This is a genomic window from Asanoa sp. NPDC049573 (genome assembly GCF_040676615.1).
GTDB lineage: Bacteria > Actinomycetota > Actinomycetes > Mycobacteriales > Micromonosporaceae > Asanoa.
This window is the reverse complement of the sequence record NZ_JBFAPI010000007.1, coordinates 12,352-30,487: the sequence shown is the minus strand read 5'-3', so window position 1 is coordinate 30,487 and position 18,136 is coordinate 12,352. Positions and strand designations below refer to the sequence as shown.

Genomic DNA, 18,136 nt, shown 5'->3' with positions numbered 1-18,136 from the left:
GTCGTCCTCCGGCGCTGTCGGGCCGGGTGTCGACTGGTCGCCTACTGGGCGACGGCGCGGTTCAGGTGTCCGGCGGCTTGTGGCCATCTTCCTCCACCATGGATGAGGGCGGCGGATGCTGGTCAGTGCTGGTCATCGCAGTTCCTTCCGTGGCCTGTCGAGCAGGTCAGCGTCTCCCTCGTAAGGGAGTTCGGTGAGTCGGAGCCGCCCGCCGGGGCGGCCGAGTTGCCACCAGACTGCCTCGGCGGGATTCAGAGCCCGGGCAGTGACGAAGTCGGCAGCGGCCGTCGCGATGACGGCTTTGAACCTGCTGTCGATGGATGTGAGCAGATTGTGGAGGTTCATCTCCCGCCGTGCTGTGGGCAGCCAGAACAAAACTGGCCACCGCCAGCGGACGTAGCCGGCCAGGATCTCGTAGCCGGCGATCTTTTCGGCCAGGACGGTGAGGCTTTCACCGCCACGGTCGTACTCGAGGAAGAACGGCACGGACACGCCGGCGTCGGTGAAGACACCGTGCCCGTCTGGGCGGGGAAGCCGGGACTCCAGCATCACCCTGACGTCGGCGTTCGCGACCGAGTAGGCACCGCGGTTCTGGAACGCTGACTCCGGCCACCACCGGTCGAGACTGGCCCCTGGATGTTGGCGCTCGTAGGCGGCCAGGGCGGTGAAGAATCCGTTGACACCGAGCAGGTGAGGCAGCCGGGCCCGCGAGGTGAGCCGGTGCAGCTGCCGTCGGGCCTCGCTGCGTCTGGGGAGCGGGTCGCCTCGTTGCGCGGCGACGACCTCGATCCCGAGCTGGTCGAGGACGTAGTGGTACGGAAAGGTGCCGCCCGTTGGGCGCTGCGGCCGGAAGCGGGTCAGGACGCTGAGACGGGTCAGCCGTAACAGACGGCGTTGACCGAAGTCGTGCGAGGGGAACAGGGCGATTGTGATCTGGTCTGTGGTGAGCAGGCCGTGGTCGTAGAGCCACTCCAGCAGGCGCAGGTCTCGGTTGGTCAGTGATGCTTGTGCCCGTAGGAGTCGGGCGTCGTCTCGGCTAGCCATAGGCATGCCCCCTTACGCAAATACGTTCTTGGGGAGACTCACAAAGTAGAGAGTCTCTCTGGATAAGCGCGCGACCGCTGTTGGGCGCTTTGACCTGCGATGTCAGGCGGCAGCGGGTGTCCGTGTAGGTGGCCGGATCAAGACGGACACCGGCACGACCGCCCTCCCGGACAACGGAACGGACAGCCACACCGCCTCCTGGCGAGCTCAGCCGGCATGGCGATGGATGTGGACTTGTGTGCATACGGAACTCCTTTCGGGATGGTGGGAACGGCTCGCGACGGGCGTCACGGTTGATGAACAGGCGCGCTCGGCCTCCTCTGGCGGTTCCGCTGTGGAGTTGTCAACAGACAGGGCACGCGGTGGAACCGGGCACCAGCAAGCACCACAACCGGAGCACGGAAGGCCCCCCGACGAGAAGGGTCACAGTGAAGCCAGGAGGCGAACCGACGTTTCAGCGGCGCAGCGACCCCGTCCAGGGGTAGCTCCGCTGACGCAGCCCACACGGCGGGGCCGTCCATCATGACGCGGGGTTCGCCGCCGACCTGCCGCTAAGGGCTCGGTGGGCACCCATACGAACGCCTGATGCGCCATGCGAACGACGCGGCAGGCCCGCGATCTGAAGGGGCGTCGCCGCCGACCGGCCTTCGAGGCGGGTGGGCACCCATACGACGCTGATCCAACAGACCCACGAGCCCTGTGCGAGTGCGCAAGGTCTAACCGGGGTGGCTCGAAAAGCGATATCAGTTTAACTGCAGACCACGGGAACGCGGATCGAATATCGGGCTGACTTCAGGGCTCCGGCCAAACAGCCGGTTCACGTCGCGCCGACGTTGGCCCGGCTCCCGGTGGTGCATCTGGCCTGGCAGCACGTGCGCTGGCGTCAGCTCGGGGCATGCTGTCGACGCTGAACTACGACGAGTTCGTCACGAGCACGTGTCGCGGCAACGTATACCAGCGAGCGAGCGCGTAACTCTACGTCCTGTCGCTCGACGTCATCCAGGCCGTCTAGTCTGGCTTGCTCGGCGGCTGATCGAGATCCGACATCGGCGAGTACGACCTTTGCGAACTCGATTCCTTTGGCCCTGTGCATGGTCATGACGAGCACCCGGCCCCCGGTTGGCCGGTCCCGGTCGACCGCTCGCGCCTGGACGCCGCGCTCGTTGAGGGCGTTGACGACGCGCTCGCGCTGGAACCTGTCGTGCACCAGGACGGCGAGGGTTTCCGGTGCCGCCCCGCCGTCGATCCACCCGCGAAGTCGGTCGGCGATCACGTCCAGTTCGGCAACAAGCGAATCCACGGATTCCACAGCCGGTGCCGGGCCCGAGCGAGCCGATCGGTAGCCGGTTGCCTCGGGTTGCTCCTCGATGTCCACGTAGTCGCCGCCGTCGAGCACGGCCATGGCGTAGCGGAGGTTCTGGGCGGTGGTGCGGTAGTTGAGGGTTAGCCGCTGTGAGCGGCCGACGATCCGGATGCCGTGCCGCCCGAGAACGGTGCGGTTACCGTAGATGCGCTGGTGAGAGTCTTCGGCGATGAACAGATCGTCCTCGACTTCGGCGACCAGGGCCCGCAGCATCTGCCAGTGGGCCGGCGACATGTCCTGCCCTTCGTCGACGAGCACGTGGTCGGCTCGGGCACCGGTGAATTCGAGATGGGCCGCGGCGACGGCGGCTGCCTCGGCGAAATCGAGCGCGCCGTCGACGCGTCCTTGGGCGCGGTACGCGGCGATCAGCGCCCATACGCTGTCTCGCTTTGCGCGGTCGAGGGAAATACCGCGACCGGGCCGCCGGACGCGACGGTAGTCGTTCTCGTTCTTCACCCGGTTGGGCAGCACGACGAGCGCGTACTCGGCGCTAAGAAACGTCTCGTTGGCGATCTCGGGCGGCAGTTTTGACGACGACGCCTCGATGATCTCTCGCCAGCGGCCGTTGGGTGTGCGCGCGGTGGGGGCCGATCGGTCGTCGCCGAGGACGGTCTGGACCGCGTCGGCGATGGCGGTGCCGGCCGTGCGGATGACCGTCGCGGCGAGTGCGTCGACGCCGGTCACGAATACGCCGGGTTCGCCGAGTGTCGTCGCCTGCGGAACGGTCGGGTCGAGTTGGGCCAGGCCGTCGCGCAGCGCGTCGGCCAGATTCGTGGTGAACGTCGTGAGGACAATCCGTGCTTCGGGCTGCTCGCGGGCCAGCATGCGGGCACGGTGGATGAGCACGACGGTCTTGCCTGTGCCGGCGCCTCCGGACAGCCGGAAGGGGCCTTTGTATCGCCGCACAGCGTACCGACGCTGCTCAGGGTGCAGGAACACCCGCCACGAACCGAAGTCGCCTTCCTCGATGACCCGACGAAGCTCCTCCTGGCCGTCGATGAACGCGAACTGCACCTGGGCGGCGGGTTGCTTGAGCGAGCGCAGGAGATCGGCGTCGCCGTCACCCGTGTGTTCGGGTGCCTCGATCTGTAGCCGCGCGGTAATGGTGTCGATCGGGTCCGCGGTGGCCAGATCGATCAGGAGCAGCCCGAGCCAACCCTCGTGTCGTTGGGCGAGATCGAGGATGGTGTCCTCGTCCGCCGCGGCGAGTGCCTGGTCGGCGACGTCCGCGGGAACGCCGAGCCGATCGACGAGGTCGCCGCGGTTGCGTCCGAGCCGGACCAGCAACGGCTCTTGGGCTGGCACGTGGAACGCGGAAGGCCCGCCGGATCCGGGCGGTGTAGCCGCAGGTGCCTCTGCCGCCTGCTCGAACTGTGGCAGCCCGTTGATTGGGTTGACCTTGAGTCGGACCCTGGCGGCGACGGCGCTGGCCTCGTCATGGGGCCACACACCGTGGATCACGTAGTGGCTCTCACCGGCGCCGTCCAGCCGGAACATCACCGCACGCCAGAAGAGGTCGACGCGGCCGGTGCGCACGCGGGAGTCGGCCGCGTTGGCGATCGGCTCGACGTGCAGTCCGGGCGTGGTGTCGTCGGCCGAGAGCTTCTGCAGGAAGGTCATCGCCTTGGCCTTGACCGAGCCGTCGATCTTGACGGGCCATTTGGTCATGATGATGGTCGGCATCATTGCTCCCCGCGGTCGGCGGCACCGGTCAGTGCCGCGACGATGGCGTCCGGTTCGGCTGGCACCACGTGCCAGCCGGCCGAGCTGAGGTCGGTCCGGTCCTCGTCGGCCATGTCGTAGAGGTCGACCGCAATGTGCAGGTGCGGCCAGGAGATGTCAATCGGGATGCCATCGGGCCCCTCCGCACCGATCAGCGGCGCCTCTAGGCCGCCGTGGACGGCGAGGAGCCGGATCAGGTCGCGTTCGACGCCGGGAGCCGCTGACTCGTACGCGGACGCCCAGCCCGGTCCCACTTCGTCGGGAAGCCCGTCCGCGGTGGCCGGTTCCGGCGTCGTGAGCGTGCTGGCCATCCCGTCCACGCGGGTGAAGGTCGTAATGACGGTGGGCCAGTCGCGTAGCGACATCGCATTGGAAAGCTGCAGCCAAAGCCGCCACGCGTCGGCATGCGCGGCGTCGATGGCCACATCCCGGTCGTCGAGGACGAGAGCAGCATGCACAGCAGCCTTGGCCGGCTCGACGACGACGGCCAGCGCGCCGAACCGCCGCACCAGGATCGTCCGATCCCCGGGCGGCAGCTCTTCGCCGAGCAGCGCGGCCCGACCGACCGCGGCGAGGCTGATCCCCTCGGCGCACGCACGACGGGACTTGCCGTCGACCAGGAACATCGGCACCGCCCGCGCGACGATGCCGACGTCCGCGGCTCTCGGTGCGGAAACCCAGCCGAGCAGCCAGGAGATCGGCCCGGCCCGCAGCCCTTCGTAGGCGCTGGGCGCGGCCTGGAACGGAGGCTGCTTGATCAAGGTGGCCACGGTCGCCTCGGAGAACCAGGTGGGCGTGGCGCTGGTCTCCTGTTCGGCCCTGGCGATGTCCGTGGCGGTGACCGCGAGGACGATGCGGCCAGTGTCACGCAGGATCTGTCGTTTGTCGGCGTCGTCGGCGAGCCGGTTATGGGAAGCGGTGGCGTGGAACGCGCGGCCATCGGTGAACACGGCGACGGCCGGCACCGAGGTGTCGTTGGACTCCAGCAGGAAGTCGGGGCGGGAGTTCTCGACGTTGACCTGCGGGGTGAGGGTCCATTGGCGGTGGTCGCCGGGCAGCGTGAACCGCAGCGCGTTGCCCCACGGTTTCGGCACCTCCGTGATGGCCGCGCCGACGGCCTTCAGCCGGCTCGCGATCAGCTTGCGGAAGCGTTGTTCCAGGTGCGATTCTGGGCTGTCCTGCGGCGGGGTCTCGACGAGGGTCCACGGCGGGCCATCGGCAGTGTCGGCATCCTCGGGCAGGTCGAGCAGGCGGGCGAGGTGCCGTTCGGCGGCCGCACGCGAGGTGCGGCGCAACGCGGCAGGCGGGGTGAACGGCAGCAGGCAGCGGTGGCAGGCGAGGCGTTCCTCGTGCCGGCACTCGCAGTCGTGCACCCGCTGCCAGGCGAGTGCCAGCAGGGCACGCAGGCGCTCCGGGGACGCGAGGTCGGCCAGGTAGCCGGTGCCGCCCGGCACGACGTCGTGCAGCAGCAGCGCGTCGTGGTTGTCGGTGCCGTCGCTAAGGGTGGGGTCGACAACGTACTCGACGCGAAGGTGGTCGGGGTGCCCGCCGATCTGCTCGCGCAACCCGAGCAGGACCGCCGCGGCCAGGCTCGGCACCGCGAAGTCGTCGCCGATGGTGACGGAGTAGGGCAGGCGGAGCAGCAGACCCTGAGTACGCAGCGTGCGGGAGAGGGCGACGGCGACCGCGTTCTCCACGGCCGAGGTGCGGTGTAGGCACCAGGCACGGTGTTCGTGCGGGCGATTACGTCCGGAGCTGGTGTCGAGCTTGCCGCATCCGGAGCACACCCGGAACAGTGCGCCTGTGCGCTCGTCCGCCGAGATGATCCTTGTCGCGCCGTGACCTGGCCGGCCGAGGTTCAGCCAGCGCAGATCCAGGGATCGCAGATACGTGCAGCCCAGCCCGGTGTTCTCGGCGAACCATTTCTGGGTGATGGCGGCCGGGTCGATGTCCGCGGCCGCGACGATCTGGAACGGTATGTGATCTCGCTGGTCGCGCCGATCCGAGATCCGCACCTCGTCGCGGCGCACCTCGGCGGAGACATGGGACAGTTCGACGACCTCGAGCCGCTGGCCGGTGTCGGCGATGCCGGCGCTGCCGCACCGTGGGCACGTCGCGATCGGCTCCTCCCGGCCGGTGGCGGCGATGTCGGCGCCGTACCCGCAGGCGGGACAGAACACCCACGGACGGATGGACTCGCCGTCGATGCCGAGATCAATCGCGTCGACGGCGATCTCCAGGCCGCGGGCATAGAAGGTGGCGCCCGGGGCGAACTCACGGATGGCCTGCGCCGACCCGCGCTGGAACTGGGCGCTGTCGGTTTCGAACTGGCCGGTGTCGGGGTTGGTCCAGCTGATCCCCACGGCGAGGGTGACGGTGTCGTCGAGCAGCGTGTAGTTGGGCAACAGCCCGTGTTCCTCGAGCACGCCGATCCAGTACTCGCCACGCAGGTGACCGAGCTGCCCACCGATCAGCTTGCGAGTGGTCTTCGCAGACCGCAGTTGCCGCTTGTCATCGTCGGTCGCGGCCGGCGACGCCGCCTTGTCCTCCAGCTCGGGCAGGACTTTGTTGATCTCGGTCTGTCGTCGCTCGAGAGTCTCGACGGTCTGCTGCCAGCGTCGGCTGGCGGCGTGCACATGACCAGCGAAGAGGCTGGTGCCCGAGCCGGCCGCGGGGCTGACCCAGTCGACGAGCGCCGTCACAGTCGATTCCGGGAGGGAGCCGAACATGTCGGTAAACCGGTGCACGGCGGTGGCACCACTCGCCTCGGCGACGGCGATGACCTCACCGAGGAACGAGTCGGGCTCGCTCGACCCGATGGCCTCCCGCACGTGGGTCGGGTGGGCGTGCCGCTCGTCGCGGGCCATGCCGTCGACGATGCTGGCGGTGAACTGCCGCCGCAGGATCTCCTCGGCGCTCAGGTAGGTGGCGGGCGGCCGCACCTCGCCGTTGACGACCGACAGCGGGTCGCCGAGCTTGGGAAGCTGGTCGCCGCGGCCGGTCACGTAGGCCAGGTTGAGGGCGTTGCCGGTGAGGCGTCCGGCCCGTCCCACCCGCTGGAGATATGAGGCGACGGTGCGGGGTAGCGACGACAGCAGCACGGCGGACAGGTCGCCGATGTCGATGCCCATCTCCAGGGTGGGGGTGGCGACCAGCACGTTGGGGGCCTGCGGCTCGGTCGACGAGTTTTTGAAGGCGTCCTCGTAGCGCAGGCGAGTGGCGTCGTCGAGCAGGCTAGTGTGCTCGCGCGCGACGATCCGTCGCATGTCGGGAGATGAGTAGAGGCGGCGGTAGAAGTTGTCGGTCAGCGCCTCCCGGCCCAGCCGTCCGTGGCAGCGCACCAGCATGCACGGCGCGCCGTCGAGCTGGTCGACGGTGGTGCGGCTGCCCGGCACCAGCGACCGGCAGGTGTCGCAGGCCAGCAGGTGCCGCCGGGCGGTCAGGTCGTCGAGCCGGGTCGGTGCCACCACGATCGCCGAAGGCGGGATCGCGTAGACGGTGGCGCCGCTCTGGCTCGTCACGGTGGTGAGGACCCCGTCACGGGCGAGTCGGTCGAGCAGCAGTCGCACGAGCCGCCCGCCGTCGGCCGGGCTGACCGACAGCGCGCGCGAGGTCCAGCGTGAGTACCAGGACTGCGCCGACGTGACAGCGTCGAGGTCGCTGTCCTGGACTGGGCTCGCGGAGCCACCGACCCGAGGGTAGCTGGGTGCCGGTCGAGTGTTCGGGAAGGCGGGCATGCCCTGGTCGCGCGGACGGCCGGCCCAGATGGACCACCGGTTGCCGTCCTCTTGACGGAACCTGGTGAACCAGGGATGGTCGATGGCTCCTTGGGCCCGCATACGGTCCAGAACGCCGCGCACCCAGCGCACCAAGGTGTCGGCGGCCGGCTCGGCTCCGTCCGTGTCGAGGGTGTGTTGCGCGGCGAAGCCGGTCAACACAGCGCGGGCCGCCGCGGCCATTCGCGCCGGCGGCCCGGCCTCGACCTCAACGGTGGCGGCACCGGTCAGTTCGAGGGTCCGGCCGGTACGCGAGTTCATCCCGAACTCCATCGCCACTTCGAAGGCGAGTCGGGTCCGGACCCGGGACATCACTTTCGACGACACTTCGCGCAGGTTCCTCGACCGCCAGAACGGTGTGAAGGAGTCGCGGTCGACGCAGTCGGGAGCGAGCAGGCGATAACGCTGGAAGGGATCCTCTCCGGTGAGCTGGATCGCTACCTCGACGAGCCGGTCCAGGGTGAGGGCGCCGGCGGCGATGGTGGCATTGAGGGCGGCGCGCAACGTCAGTGTGTGTGAGCGCGCTTCGACGAACCCGGCCCGGTGCGCGGCGTCCTGCACCGAGTCCGTGAAGACGAGCGCCTTCTTCTCGCGCGCGTCCAGCGCCGCCGAACCGAACAGCGTGGACAGTGACACCGAAAGTAGGGTCGCGATCGCGCTGCCGAGGAAGCGGATGCCGTCCGGCTGGGCGCAGGACGGGCAGGTGTCGTCGCGCGCGTGCTCGTCGGCGTCGCGGCCGGCGCTGGTGAGCACCGGCAGGACCCATCCGTCGCGCAGGTCGGGGTCGTCGTCGGGCGGGGCGGTGCCGAGCAGCTCCCGGCCACGTACCGAGAACCAGGACAGCCCGTCCGGGTACGCGGCCCCGTCGTAGGCGGCGTTCGCCTCCGCCGGCGCGTACAGCAACGCCCGGAACCGCCCTTCGTGAGCGGCGTGGTTGCGCCGGATGCTCTCGTCGTCGACCGAGAGCCCGGTGCCGACCGGCGCCAGCGCGACGCCCCAGCCGGACCGGCCGCAGAAGCGGCAGAAGATGGCCGGGAACGACGGACGGATGTCCTCGGTGTCACCGCCAGCGACCGGCGGGCCGTCGTCACCCCACCGGAAACGGGCGGTGGTGTCGGCGGCCCGGTCGATGCGGGTGAGCTCGCGCACCCAAAGGTGCACGTCGACGGAGAGCGCCTCGCGGCCGGCGATCGCCCGGATGTGGCCGAGCGCCGCGACGACGGCGGTGATGGCCTGTGCCCAGTCGGCGTCGAACCCACCCGCCGCCAGGCTCGAGGTGCGCCGGTCGGCGTTGTCCGCGATACGGCGAACGAGATCGTCCACGCTCACCGCGTCCACGGTTTCGTAGGCAAGCTCCTGCACCAGCGGGTGCGCTTTGGCCAGGGCGAGCAGCAGGTCCGGCCCGGCCTCTGCGAGCTTCTTCGCGTCACCTGACCAAAGCAGTCCGAGGACGGTACGGGCCAAGGCCGCACCGTCCGGGTCAGCACCGAGCGCGTCGACGGCACGACGCACGTCGTCGGCCCGAAACGCGTCGGCGACGGCGAATCCGGCCTCCGCGACGACGGTCTCCGCGTCGCCGACCCATTCGGCGAGGCTCCGGCGTGATTCGGTGATCACCGCGTCGGCGGGGAACTCCTCGCCGAAGACGGTTTCGGCGAAGCCGAGCATGGCCATCGGGTCGCCCTTGTCCCCGAGTGTCGCGGAGGTGGCCACCGGCGTGACAAGACCGAGCGGGCGGGACCGGGCCTCCTCGGTGACGACCGGGTCGTCGGCGCGCCAATGGCTCTTGAGGGCCAGGCCGAGCCGGCGCAGGAGCATGGCCACGTCGGTGCCCTGCGCGCCGTCGTACGTGTGGAACTCGTCCAGCACCAGGTAGCGCAGGCTGGTCGCGGACTGTCGCCACAGGCTCTGGTCCGCGTGGCGCAGCAGCAACTGGTCGAGCATCTTGTAGTTGGTCAGCAGGATGTCCGGAGCCGTGTCCCGGATGATGCCGCGGTCGGTGATCAACCCGTCCTTGGTGACCATGGTCCGGCGCTTGTCCTGCTCGCCGGTGTAGAGCGCCGCCGTGATCGACGCCAGCTCCAGGTGCCCGGTGAGCAGTCCGGTCAGGCGGGCGGCCTGGTCGTTGGCGAGCGCGTTCATCGGGTAGAGGATCAGCGCCTTGAGGCCCGTGACGCCCTCCAGGCGCGCCCGGCGCACGTGGTCGAGGATCGGGTGCAGGAACGCCTCGGTTTTGCCGGAGCCGGTGCCGGTGGTGACCAGCGTCGGCTGCGGGCGCCGGCCGCCCCGCGTGCTCAGCCGGGCGAAGGCGGCGGCCTGGTGACCGTAAGGGTCCGGGCCCGCATACCAGTCGAGGTGCTGACGCCAGCCCAGCTCGGCCGGCCGGAACGGTAGTCGTAGGCGCACGTAGGGGCCTTTGAACATGCCGTTGAGCGGGTCGGAGAGGAAGGTGTCGAGGCCGTCGCGGGCATCGGCGTCGGTCAGCGCGAACGTCGTCGTCAGGTAGTCGACCAGGCTGTGCCGGACGTTGGCCGCCTGGACGGTGGGTAGGAGCTCGGTCACGAACGCTCCCGTAGTCGCTGCTCGAAGACCGCGTAGGCCGTCCGCATGTCTGCCGCCCGGTCCAGGGTGACGAACGGCAACTCGTAGGTGTAGGTGTTGCCGGCCTGGTTGGTCGCGGTCCGCTCGTCGGCGGTGATCCGATCACCCTTGGTACGCCACACGGACAGCACTGAATTCGGCACGAGCCGCCCGTTGGCGTCGTAGAAATAGACGTTCTGGTCGTAGCCACGCAGCACGGCGAACTGGGTCTCGTAAATCGAGCACAACTCATCCGCAGTCAGCCCGAGCATCAGCGCAACCAGAGCATCGATCTCGACGAGCGCTTGCCGTCGGTCCGCAGCAATCCGCAAAGGGGTGTCCAGCGTCCACTGGGGACCGACCCTCCCCAGCGATGCCCTTCGGCCGTGATCAAATCCGCCGGTCCAAAGGTCGTCACCGAAGCTCGGCGAAAAGCACTGCTGCCACAGATCGGCGTAGGCGTCAACCACAGCGTTTAGCCTAAGCGTCCGAAGAATCAGCTCTGGCGAGAGCTTGGAGTCCGCGAACGCAAGACGCCGCACTGTCGACGGAGAAATCGTCGATTTCGGAGCAACACGAACTGAGTAGTCATGGGTGAGCGAACACAAGAAGCCAAGGACCTGGACCAGAAGCTCTGGTTCCGCAGCCGATGACGAGGCAGAACGCACCGTATGAACGTGGGCCGGACCCGGCGGGATCAGCGCCGGGATGAACGTCCTCTCTCCTTGGTTCGCAGCCATGTCACGCCAGGCAACGCGGTAGTGAGTGCGGGCGGGGTCGTGATGGTCCTCATCTCCCCAGTCGGTGTAAGCCCTGTCGTAGTCGTGCGGGTTGCCTCGACGTTGGTAGGCGGTGGCTGGGATCGCGTCGGCCGCGAGAGCCTCGAAGTCCGTGACCGACCAATCCTTATTGCTGACGAGCGTCGGGTTTGGAGTCTTGTTGATCGGCGTCGAGACATAAAGGTGGGGCCCTTGCAGGATCACGTCATCCCAGGAGTTCGACACGCCCCACTCCGAATCGAAATACCCCTTGGTCCGGTCGTTCTTTTCGTGCCAGCCGGATGAGAAGCGAAGGCCGAGCTCCCCAATACGCCGCATGCGTGAGAGCTTCTCTAGGACGGCCGCGCTGGAATGGTTGACCGCGTACACCATCCGGGTCTGCCGGATGGGCACATCGTCGGTCTCCATCGTTGCGTGCCAGGCACGAAGCGTGGCCTCGGTAACCTTTGTAATTCTTGAACGATGGGGGCGCAGGTCCCAACGTCCATCCTCGTCTTTTAGCCGAGGCTCCGGCCCCGATCCGTCATGCGCGAGGGACCTTGCGGCCGTGTCGGGATGGTAGAGCCAAGTCGCCTGGGTAAACGATGGTTGACCTTGCCGCGAACCGTGCACCGTGATGCCGAAGTGCTTGTGGTTCTGGATTTCAAAAAGTAGTAGCTGGTTTATGAAATGCCAGTGGCGGCGGAGCCGCAAGTATAGTTCAGCCCGTAATGGGCCGGCCTGCTCGTCGGTAAAGTGCGAGTTCAGGTGGATCATGCCGATGGTGCCGCGGGTTGAGCCGTGCCGCCACATCACCTCCATAAAGCAGCGGTAGAGGTCCGGCTGCAATCCCTGCAGGTGCGGATACTGTCCGACCGAGCCGACGAATGCCGCGGTCGACAGCACGTCAACCGTGCCATCGACGACCAACTCGGTCATCCCAGGCATGGCCAGGGTCGTCTTCCGACGGGTGGCAACCTCTGCCTGGGTCGGCTTCAGGGAGAGCTGCCACCACGGATCGCCCTCGGCCATCAGCGCGTCCACATCGGAGCGTGGCCGGACCCAGGGTGGGTTACCGACCTGGAGGTCGAAGCCGCCGCGGGCGAATACCGTGGCGAACTCCAGGTTCCAGTGGAAGAAGCCCTGCCGCTTGGCGATGCGCTCGCAGACCGTCAGCCACGGGTGCTCCCGCAGCACTGCCTCAATCGGCTTGGCGTTGGCGAAGCCGAGTTCCAGCCGCTCGGCCTCGTTCAGCTCGTGCCAGCTCATCCCACTGGCCAGGGTCGGACCGGACGCCTTGCGCTTGCTGAGATCGGGATTACGGCCGAGCAGCGCCCGCAAGCCGTCGATCCACTGCGCGACGGTGGGCGGCGCGACGACCTCACCGTCCACAGTGGCGGTCTCGTCGGTGAGCGGCCAGAACCAGAGCGCCGCCCACGCGTCCATGGCCCGGCGCAGCCGCCGGTAGGCGCCTTCGTCGTCGGCCAGCGCCGTCTCGATCTCTTCGCGCTGCACCGCCCCGCCGCCCGGGGCCAGATCGGCCTCCCAGACGGGAATGCGCCGGCGGACCTGCTGCTCGGCGATATCGAGGCGGCGGTAGGCGATCTGCCAGAGCGTCTCGACGCGGTGGGCCAGCTCGGCGTACGCGTCGACGGTCTGCTTCTGGGGTTTGGTCTTGGTGCTGCCTCGCCACGCCTTGAGCCGCTTCGCGGCGTCGGGTGCTAGCGCGGCGGCCTCCTTGGCGTCGGCGGCCGAGCCCCACCCGTCGGCGGGCAGCAGGAAGTGGTGGATGCCGTCGCTGGCGACCTTCCCGGCATCGATGTCGTCGACTAACGAGGTCAACGGCACCTCCTGCGGCACGGCGCTCAACCAGGACTTGTCGGTCACTTGGCTGCGCCGGTAGACCGCTCGGCGGGCACCGATCAGGGAGTTGCCGCGCTTCAAGTGCAGGCCGAACCAGGGCGCCGACAGGCCTTCCACCATCGTGTCGAGCCACAGAGAGATCTCGGCGAGCTCGACGGCGGTGGCGTTCAGGTCGACGCCGTAGACGTTGTGCAGAGCGAGGTAGGCCTTCACCTCCTGCAGGCGCTTCGGATAGTCGTCGGGGTCGATCCGCTTGCCCTCGGCGGCCAGCTCCTCCTGGCGGCGCTTGAGGTAATGGTCGGCGAGCTGCCGCACCGCCTCGATGGCGAAGGCGCCCGAGCCCAGGGCCGGCTCGCAGATCGTCATGCCGAGGATGTCGGCGGCGCTGGTGCGGGTGCCATCCTGGTCGAGCAGCTCCTCGAGGGCTTGGCCGACGGTGAACTTCGTCAGCACCTCGGGGGTGTAGTAGGACGCCGACTGCTGGCGCTCCCGGCCGGCCAGCCGGAACACGAACGAGCCCTGCTTATGCAGCACCGGCCGCGGCTCGCCCGTCACTGGGTCGGGCTGTTTGACGAAGTCTTCGGCTTTGACGGTGTCGGCGCGGTCCGCCGGGAGTACCCACGAGCCCTTGCTGCCGTCCCCGCCCTTGGCGACCTCGTACAGGTCGGTCTCGGCGAAGAAGCCGGTGTAGGACATCAGTCCCTCGTAGACGGCGCCGAGTTGGTTGATGCCCAGCTCCGCGTACGAGATGAAGCCCCGGTCCCGGCCTTTCCGCTCCTTGCTGAGCAGCAGGTGACCGAGCACCTCTTGCAGGGCTGCGTTGCCAAGGCCGACCGCGTCGATGTGCGCGGTTGCGCTGGGCCGGAACAGGTCGGCGCGCAGCGGGTTGAATGTGAGCCCCTGCGCCGAGAGCGCCTCGTCGCCCGCGGGTCGAGCGACCTCGTGCCCCCGGTCGACGAGGCGGAACAACACGCCCAGTGATTCGTAGAGGTGCGTGCCCGTCTGGGCCCCTGGAGTGGCCAGCTCGACCTGGACGAGCTCGCGGAGCCGGTCGAGGCTGTAGCCCTGGTCGTACTCGGGGGCGCCGACGGGCAGCACGCCCAGCTCGGGCGACGCCTCCGCGTACAGCAGGAAGAGAATGCGGTAGAGGAAGCGCAGCGACTGTTTGGCCAGCGGCTGGGCCTCGTCGGCGGGCAGCGGGTCGAGGCCGCGCGCGCGACGGCGGGTGACGACCTCGTTCGCGATGATCTCGATGGAGAGGCGTACGCCCTCACGAAGGTCTTTCGAGACACCGACGGTGTGCTTGATCGACTCGTCGAGGACTCCGCTCCACCACAGGTTGCCGTCGGCGTCCGGGGCGATCGACTCGGCGGACAGGCAGGTCAACGCGCGGTCGATCTCGCCGCCGCGACTGGTGTCGTTGCGTTCGCAGATCAGTTGCAGGTCGATGGCGAGATAGCGGCCCTCGGCCCAGCGCTCGCGTTCGGCCAGCACAGCCCAGCGGCCGGCCAGGATCAGGGCCAGGTCCGGTGCGTCGTCCTCGACGAACAGGGCGGACGTCAGCCGGGCCGCCGAGGTCAGCTCGTCACTGTCGTCGTCCAGCCGGACCGCTGCGGCCAGCGTCGCGCCGTCCTTGGCGAGGATGTCCTCGACCGCGCCGACCGGCTGGGCGCGCACGACGACGAGCGGCGCCCGGCCGGTGCTGCCGGGGGCCGACACCCGCAGGATCGGCCCCTGGTCGTTGGCGACCAGCCCATGCAGGCGCAGTTCCAGGATGCCGAGGAGGCGCTCGTAGATCGGCTCGACCGCGGCGGCGATGGTGCGCGGGTCGGTCGCCCCGAGGCCCGCTTCCACCTCGGTCAGCTCGCCGAGCTTGGCGAGGTCCGCTTCGAGCTCCTGTCGCGCTTCGGCGAACCGGCTGCGTGGGGTGGGCCGGCGCGCGGCGGCCTCGGCGTCCCAGGCCTTGCGCCGTTCGAGCACCCGGGCGCGGAACGACTCCTTGGTCGCGTCGGTGGTGAAGTAGTGCTCGGAGATCCAGCCCTCACCGACCAGGATCGCGTCGGACACGCTCATGCCTGCTCTCCTGTCAACGGCATGACCACCAGCAGGGGGCGTACGAGCTGCCGGTCGGGGTTCATGTCGGCGACCAGCCGCTGTTCCTGCTCAACGCTGAGGCGCCGCTGTCGCAGGTCACGGCGTTGGACCAGGGCGTCCGCCTCGTCCTGCCACGCGGCGAGCCGGTGTGACCACCGCTCGACCCGGTGTGCCACGTCCTTCTCGGCGGCGGCGAACAGGTCGCGCATCTGTGCGCGTGCGTGAGCGACGGCCGGCGCGACGAACCGGCCCAGCGCTTCGGCGTCGGGCACCGGGCCGGGGTTGGCCCGGGTGGCGTTGAAACCCAACGCGGCGAGGGCGGTGGCGGCCGACGGATGTGGGGTCACCGGTGCGAACGACAGGCTGTCAGGCGCCGGAAACTCGACGGTGAGCCAAGCCGCCGAGACGACCTGCCCGCGCCGGTTCGTGAGCGTGCCCAGCAGCAGCACGGTCGGATCTTCGACGTCGCCACGGACCGCGAAGACCTGGTTGCGGCCCAGCCCCGCGAGGGCCCGGTCCGCGGCCCAGTCGAGCACCGGGTGCAAGGGCCCGAGATAGTGCGCGTCCGGCCAACTGGAGCCCGTGTCGTCGCGCAGGGCGTGCTCCAGCCTGTCCTTGCCACGCGCTGGGGTCGTGGCCAGCACGAGCTTGTCGGTCACGCGCCGGTCCGCGAGATAGCTCTGCGGCAGGACGTCGAGGCGTTGCACAAGGTCGGGCGGCGGGGTGAGCTCGGCCGTGCCGAAAGCCCGATCACGCCGCCAGGAGACACCGTTGTTGCTCAGTGGTCCCGTGGGGTCCACGAAGGCCGCGTGCAGCGCCTCTTCCAGATAGGACACGTCGTCGGGATAGAGCCCGGAGCCTGCGGTCACCGCCGTCTCAAGCGGAGGCACCTCACCTGCGTCGACCGTGTCGACGATGCCGAAGAACATCGCCGCGAAGTCGTCGTTGGCCAGCACCTCGCTCGGCGTGCGCACCACGTCGTCGAGCTCCCGCTTCCCGGCCAGGACGGCGCGGATGGCCTCCTCCTCGCCCCGCACGTCGTATTGGCCCATCAGCGAGGCGACGTCGCCGAGCGCGCGATGGGCCTCGTTCTCCTTGTCGACCAGCTTCGCCAGGACACGGATATCGCCCGCGAAGCGGCCGCCTTCGGGCACGAGCAGCAGCGCGGTGATCCGGGGCGGGTGCTTCTGGCCGTAGCGGTCGATACGGCCGTTGCGCTGCTCGATGCGGATCAGGCTCCACGGGATGTCGAAGTGGATCAACTCGTGGCACTGCGCGTGCAGGTTGACCCCCTCGGACGCGACGTCGCCGGTGACGAGGACGCGGACGGGCGCGTGCTCCTGCTTGAACGCGTCGACGATCCGCTGTTGCTCGTCATCGGGCAGGCTGCCGTGCATGACCGCGACCGCCTCGGCGGGCAGACCGAGGTCTGCCGGCAGGTGTTGGCGCAGCCAGGTCAGGGTGGCGACGCGTTCGGCGAACACGACCGCCCGCATCGGGGATCCGGCGGCGACGCCGATCTCGCGCAGGCGCCGCACCAGCTGGGTGTATTTGGCCGACCCCGCCGCCAGCGCCGCCGCGTTGAGCTCCGCCAGCCGCCGCAACGCGTCGCGCTCCGTCTCGGCGCCCGGGCCGAGCCCTTTCAGCCGCCGGTCGACGGTCTCCGCGAGCGCAGCCGGCGACGACAAGAACGCCTTCGCCAGCGTCCAGGGAAACAGCGACGCGTTCTGCCCGGAGTACGGGGTGCGTCCGTCCGCCGGCCACAGCCAGACGTTCTCGAGCTCACGTGCGACCTCGTTCTCCGCCGCGCTCGCCGGCACCAGGATGTTCTCCGGGTCCTGCCGTTCCGCCCAGTCCGCGCCGACCACGCCGGCGACCTCGTCGCTGTGCCGGTGGCGGCGGATCACGAGGCGTTCGATCTCGGCGGCCACCGGATCGCCGCCCGGCGGGATCGCGGACGGGTCCAACAAGCGGACCAGCTCGGCGAACGACTCCTTACGACCGTTGTGCGGCGTCGCCGATGCCAGGATCAGTGTCTCCGTGTTTCGGGACAGGATGCGGGCGAGCTGGTTGTTCGCGGTCGACGCGTTGGCGAGGTTGTGCGATTCATCGATGACCACCGCATCCCATCGCTGCTTTTTCAGGCTCGCCGCGTATCGCTCCGATTTCAGCGTGTCGATCGATATGATCGCGCGGCGGAAATACGTGAACGGATTCCGGTTCGCCGGCAGCTTCTGCCGCACCCGTTGAATGCCCGCCGAGTCGAGACGGACGAACGGCAGCGCGAACCGCGACCACAATTCCTGCTGCGTCTGTTCGAGCACGTGCCGTGGCGTGACGACCAGAATCCGCTCGCCCCGACCTCGGCGCACGAGCTCCGCCAGGATCATCCCGATCTCCAGCGTTTTGCCGAGCCCGACCGCGTCAGCCAGCAGGATCCGGGGGCGCAGGTTCTCTGGATCGAGTGCCTTGCGCACCGCGGTGCGCTGGTAGCTCAGCGGGGTGGCCAGGGCCTGCGTCGCCACGGTGAGCGACCGGTCGCCGAGGGGAACGGCGGTCTTGCGGAACGTGGACTCCAACCAGAGGCGGGCCTTGCGGTAGCGGGGGCTGTCGTCCGCAACCACGCTCGCCGCCGCCGGATCGAGCGGCTCGATGCGGTCGAGAGCGGCGTAGAAGCTGGCCGTCACGTCACGGACCAGCTCGCCGAGGCCACGGACATGAACAAGAAGTCCGTCCGCGGTTTCCTCCGCGGTCTGCACGAGCCACTCCTCGTCGCGGATGACCACGACCGACCCCGGTGCCAATTCGAGTGACGCCCCGAAACCGATTGTGCTCACCGTCGTCCCACTCTCCCCATCGAGCGCTGCGGTGTGGCCGATGGTATCCAGACGACCGAAGACTCACGAAATCGCACTTACGGCTCTGTCGCGTCGATC

General features: G+C 68.9%; 5 protein-coding genes. All 5 read right to left on the bottom strand.

What is annotated here, in order from left to right:
- Positions 1–132 precede the first annotated feature (132 nt).
- Positions 133–1,044, bottom strand: coding sequence for a replication-relaxation family protein (locus AB0J74_RS17640; RefSeq protein ID WP_363448991.1), 912 nt, complete (start codon positions 1,042–1,044; stop codon positions 133–135).
- An 883-nt stretch (positions 1,045–1,927) separates the two neighbouring features.
- Entirely contained in the window at positions 1,928–4,090 is a 2,163-nt protein-coding gene (locus AB0J74_RS17635) for a UvrD-helicase domain-containing protein (RefSeq protein ID WP_363448989.1), read from the bottom strand.
- A complete protein-coding gene (locus AB0J74_RS17630) occupies positions 4,090–10,467 on the bottom strand; it encodes a DEAD/DEAH box helicase (RefSeq protein ID WP_363448987.1) in 6,378 nt (2,125 codons plus the stop codon). Before AB0J74_RS17630 ends, AB0J74_RS17635 begins: the two co-directional genes overlap by 1 nt.
- Positions 10,464–15,179: a class I SAM-dependent DNA methyltransferase gene (locus AB0J74_RS17625; protein WP_363448985.1), complete on the bottom strand. Its 4,716-nt coding sequence runs from the start codon at positions 15,177–15,179 to the stop codon at positions 10,464–10,466. Before AB0J74_RS17625 ends, AB0J74_RS17630 begins: the two co-directional genes overlap by 4 nt.
- Complete coding sequence (locus AB0J74_RS17620) at positions 15,176–18,037, bottom strand: helicase-related protein (protein WP_363448983.1); 2,862 nt, start codon at positions 18,035–18,037, stop codon at positions 15,176–15,178. The genes AB0J74_RS17625 and AB0J74_RS17620 overlap by 4 nt, the downstream gene beginning before the upstream one ends.
- Positions 18,038–18,136 lie beyond the last annotated feature (99 nt).

What these genes read in the sequence shown, in the direction of transcription:
- AB0J74_RS17640 (WP_363448991.1), bottom strand. Translation starts at nt 1,044, where the DNA reads ATGGCTAGCCGAGACGACGCCCGACTCCTACGGGCACAAGCATCACTG.
- AB0J74_RS17625 (WP_363448985.1), bottom strand. Translation starts at nt 15,179, where the DNA reads ATGAGCGTGTCCGACGCGATCCTGGTCGGTGAGGGCTGGATCTCCGAG.
- AB0J74_RS17635 (WP_363448989.1), bottom strand. Translation starts at nt 4,090, where the DNA reads ATGCCGACCATCATCATGACCAAATGGCCCGTCAAGATCGACGGCTCG.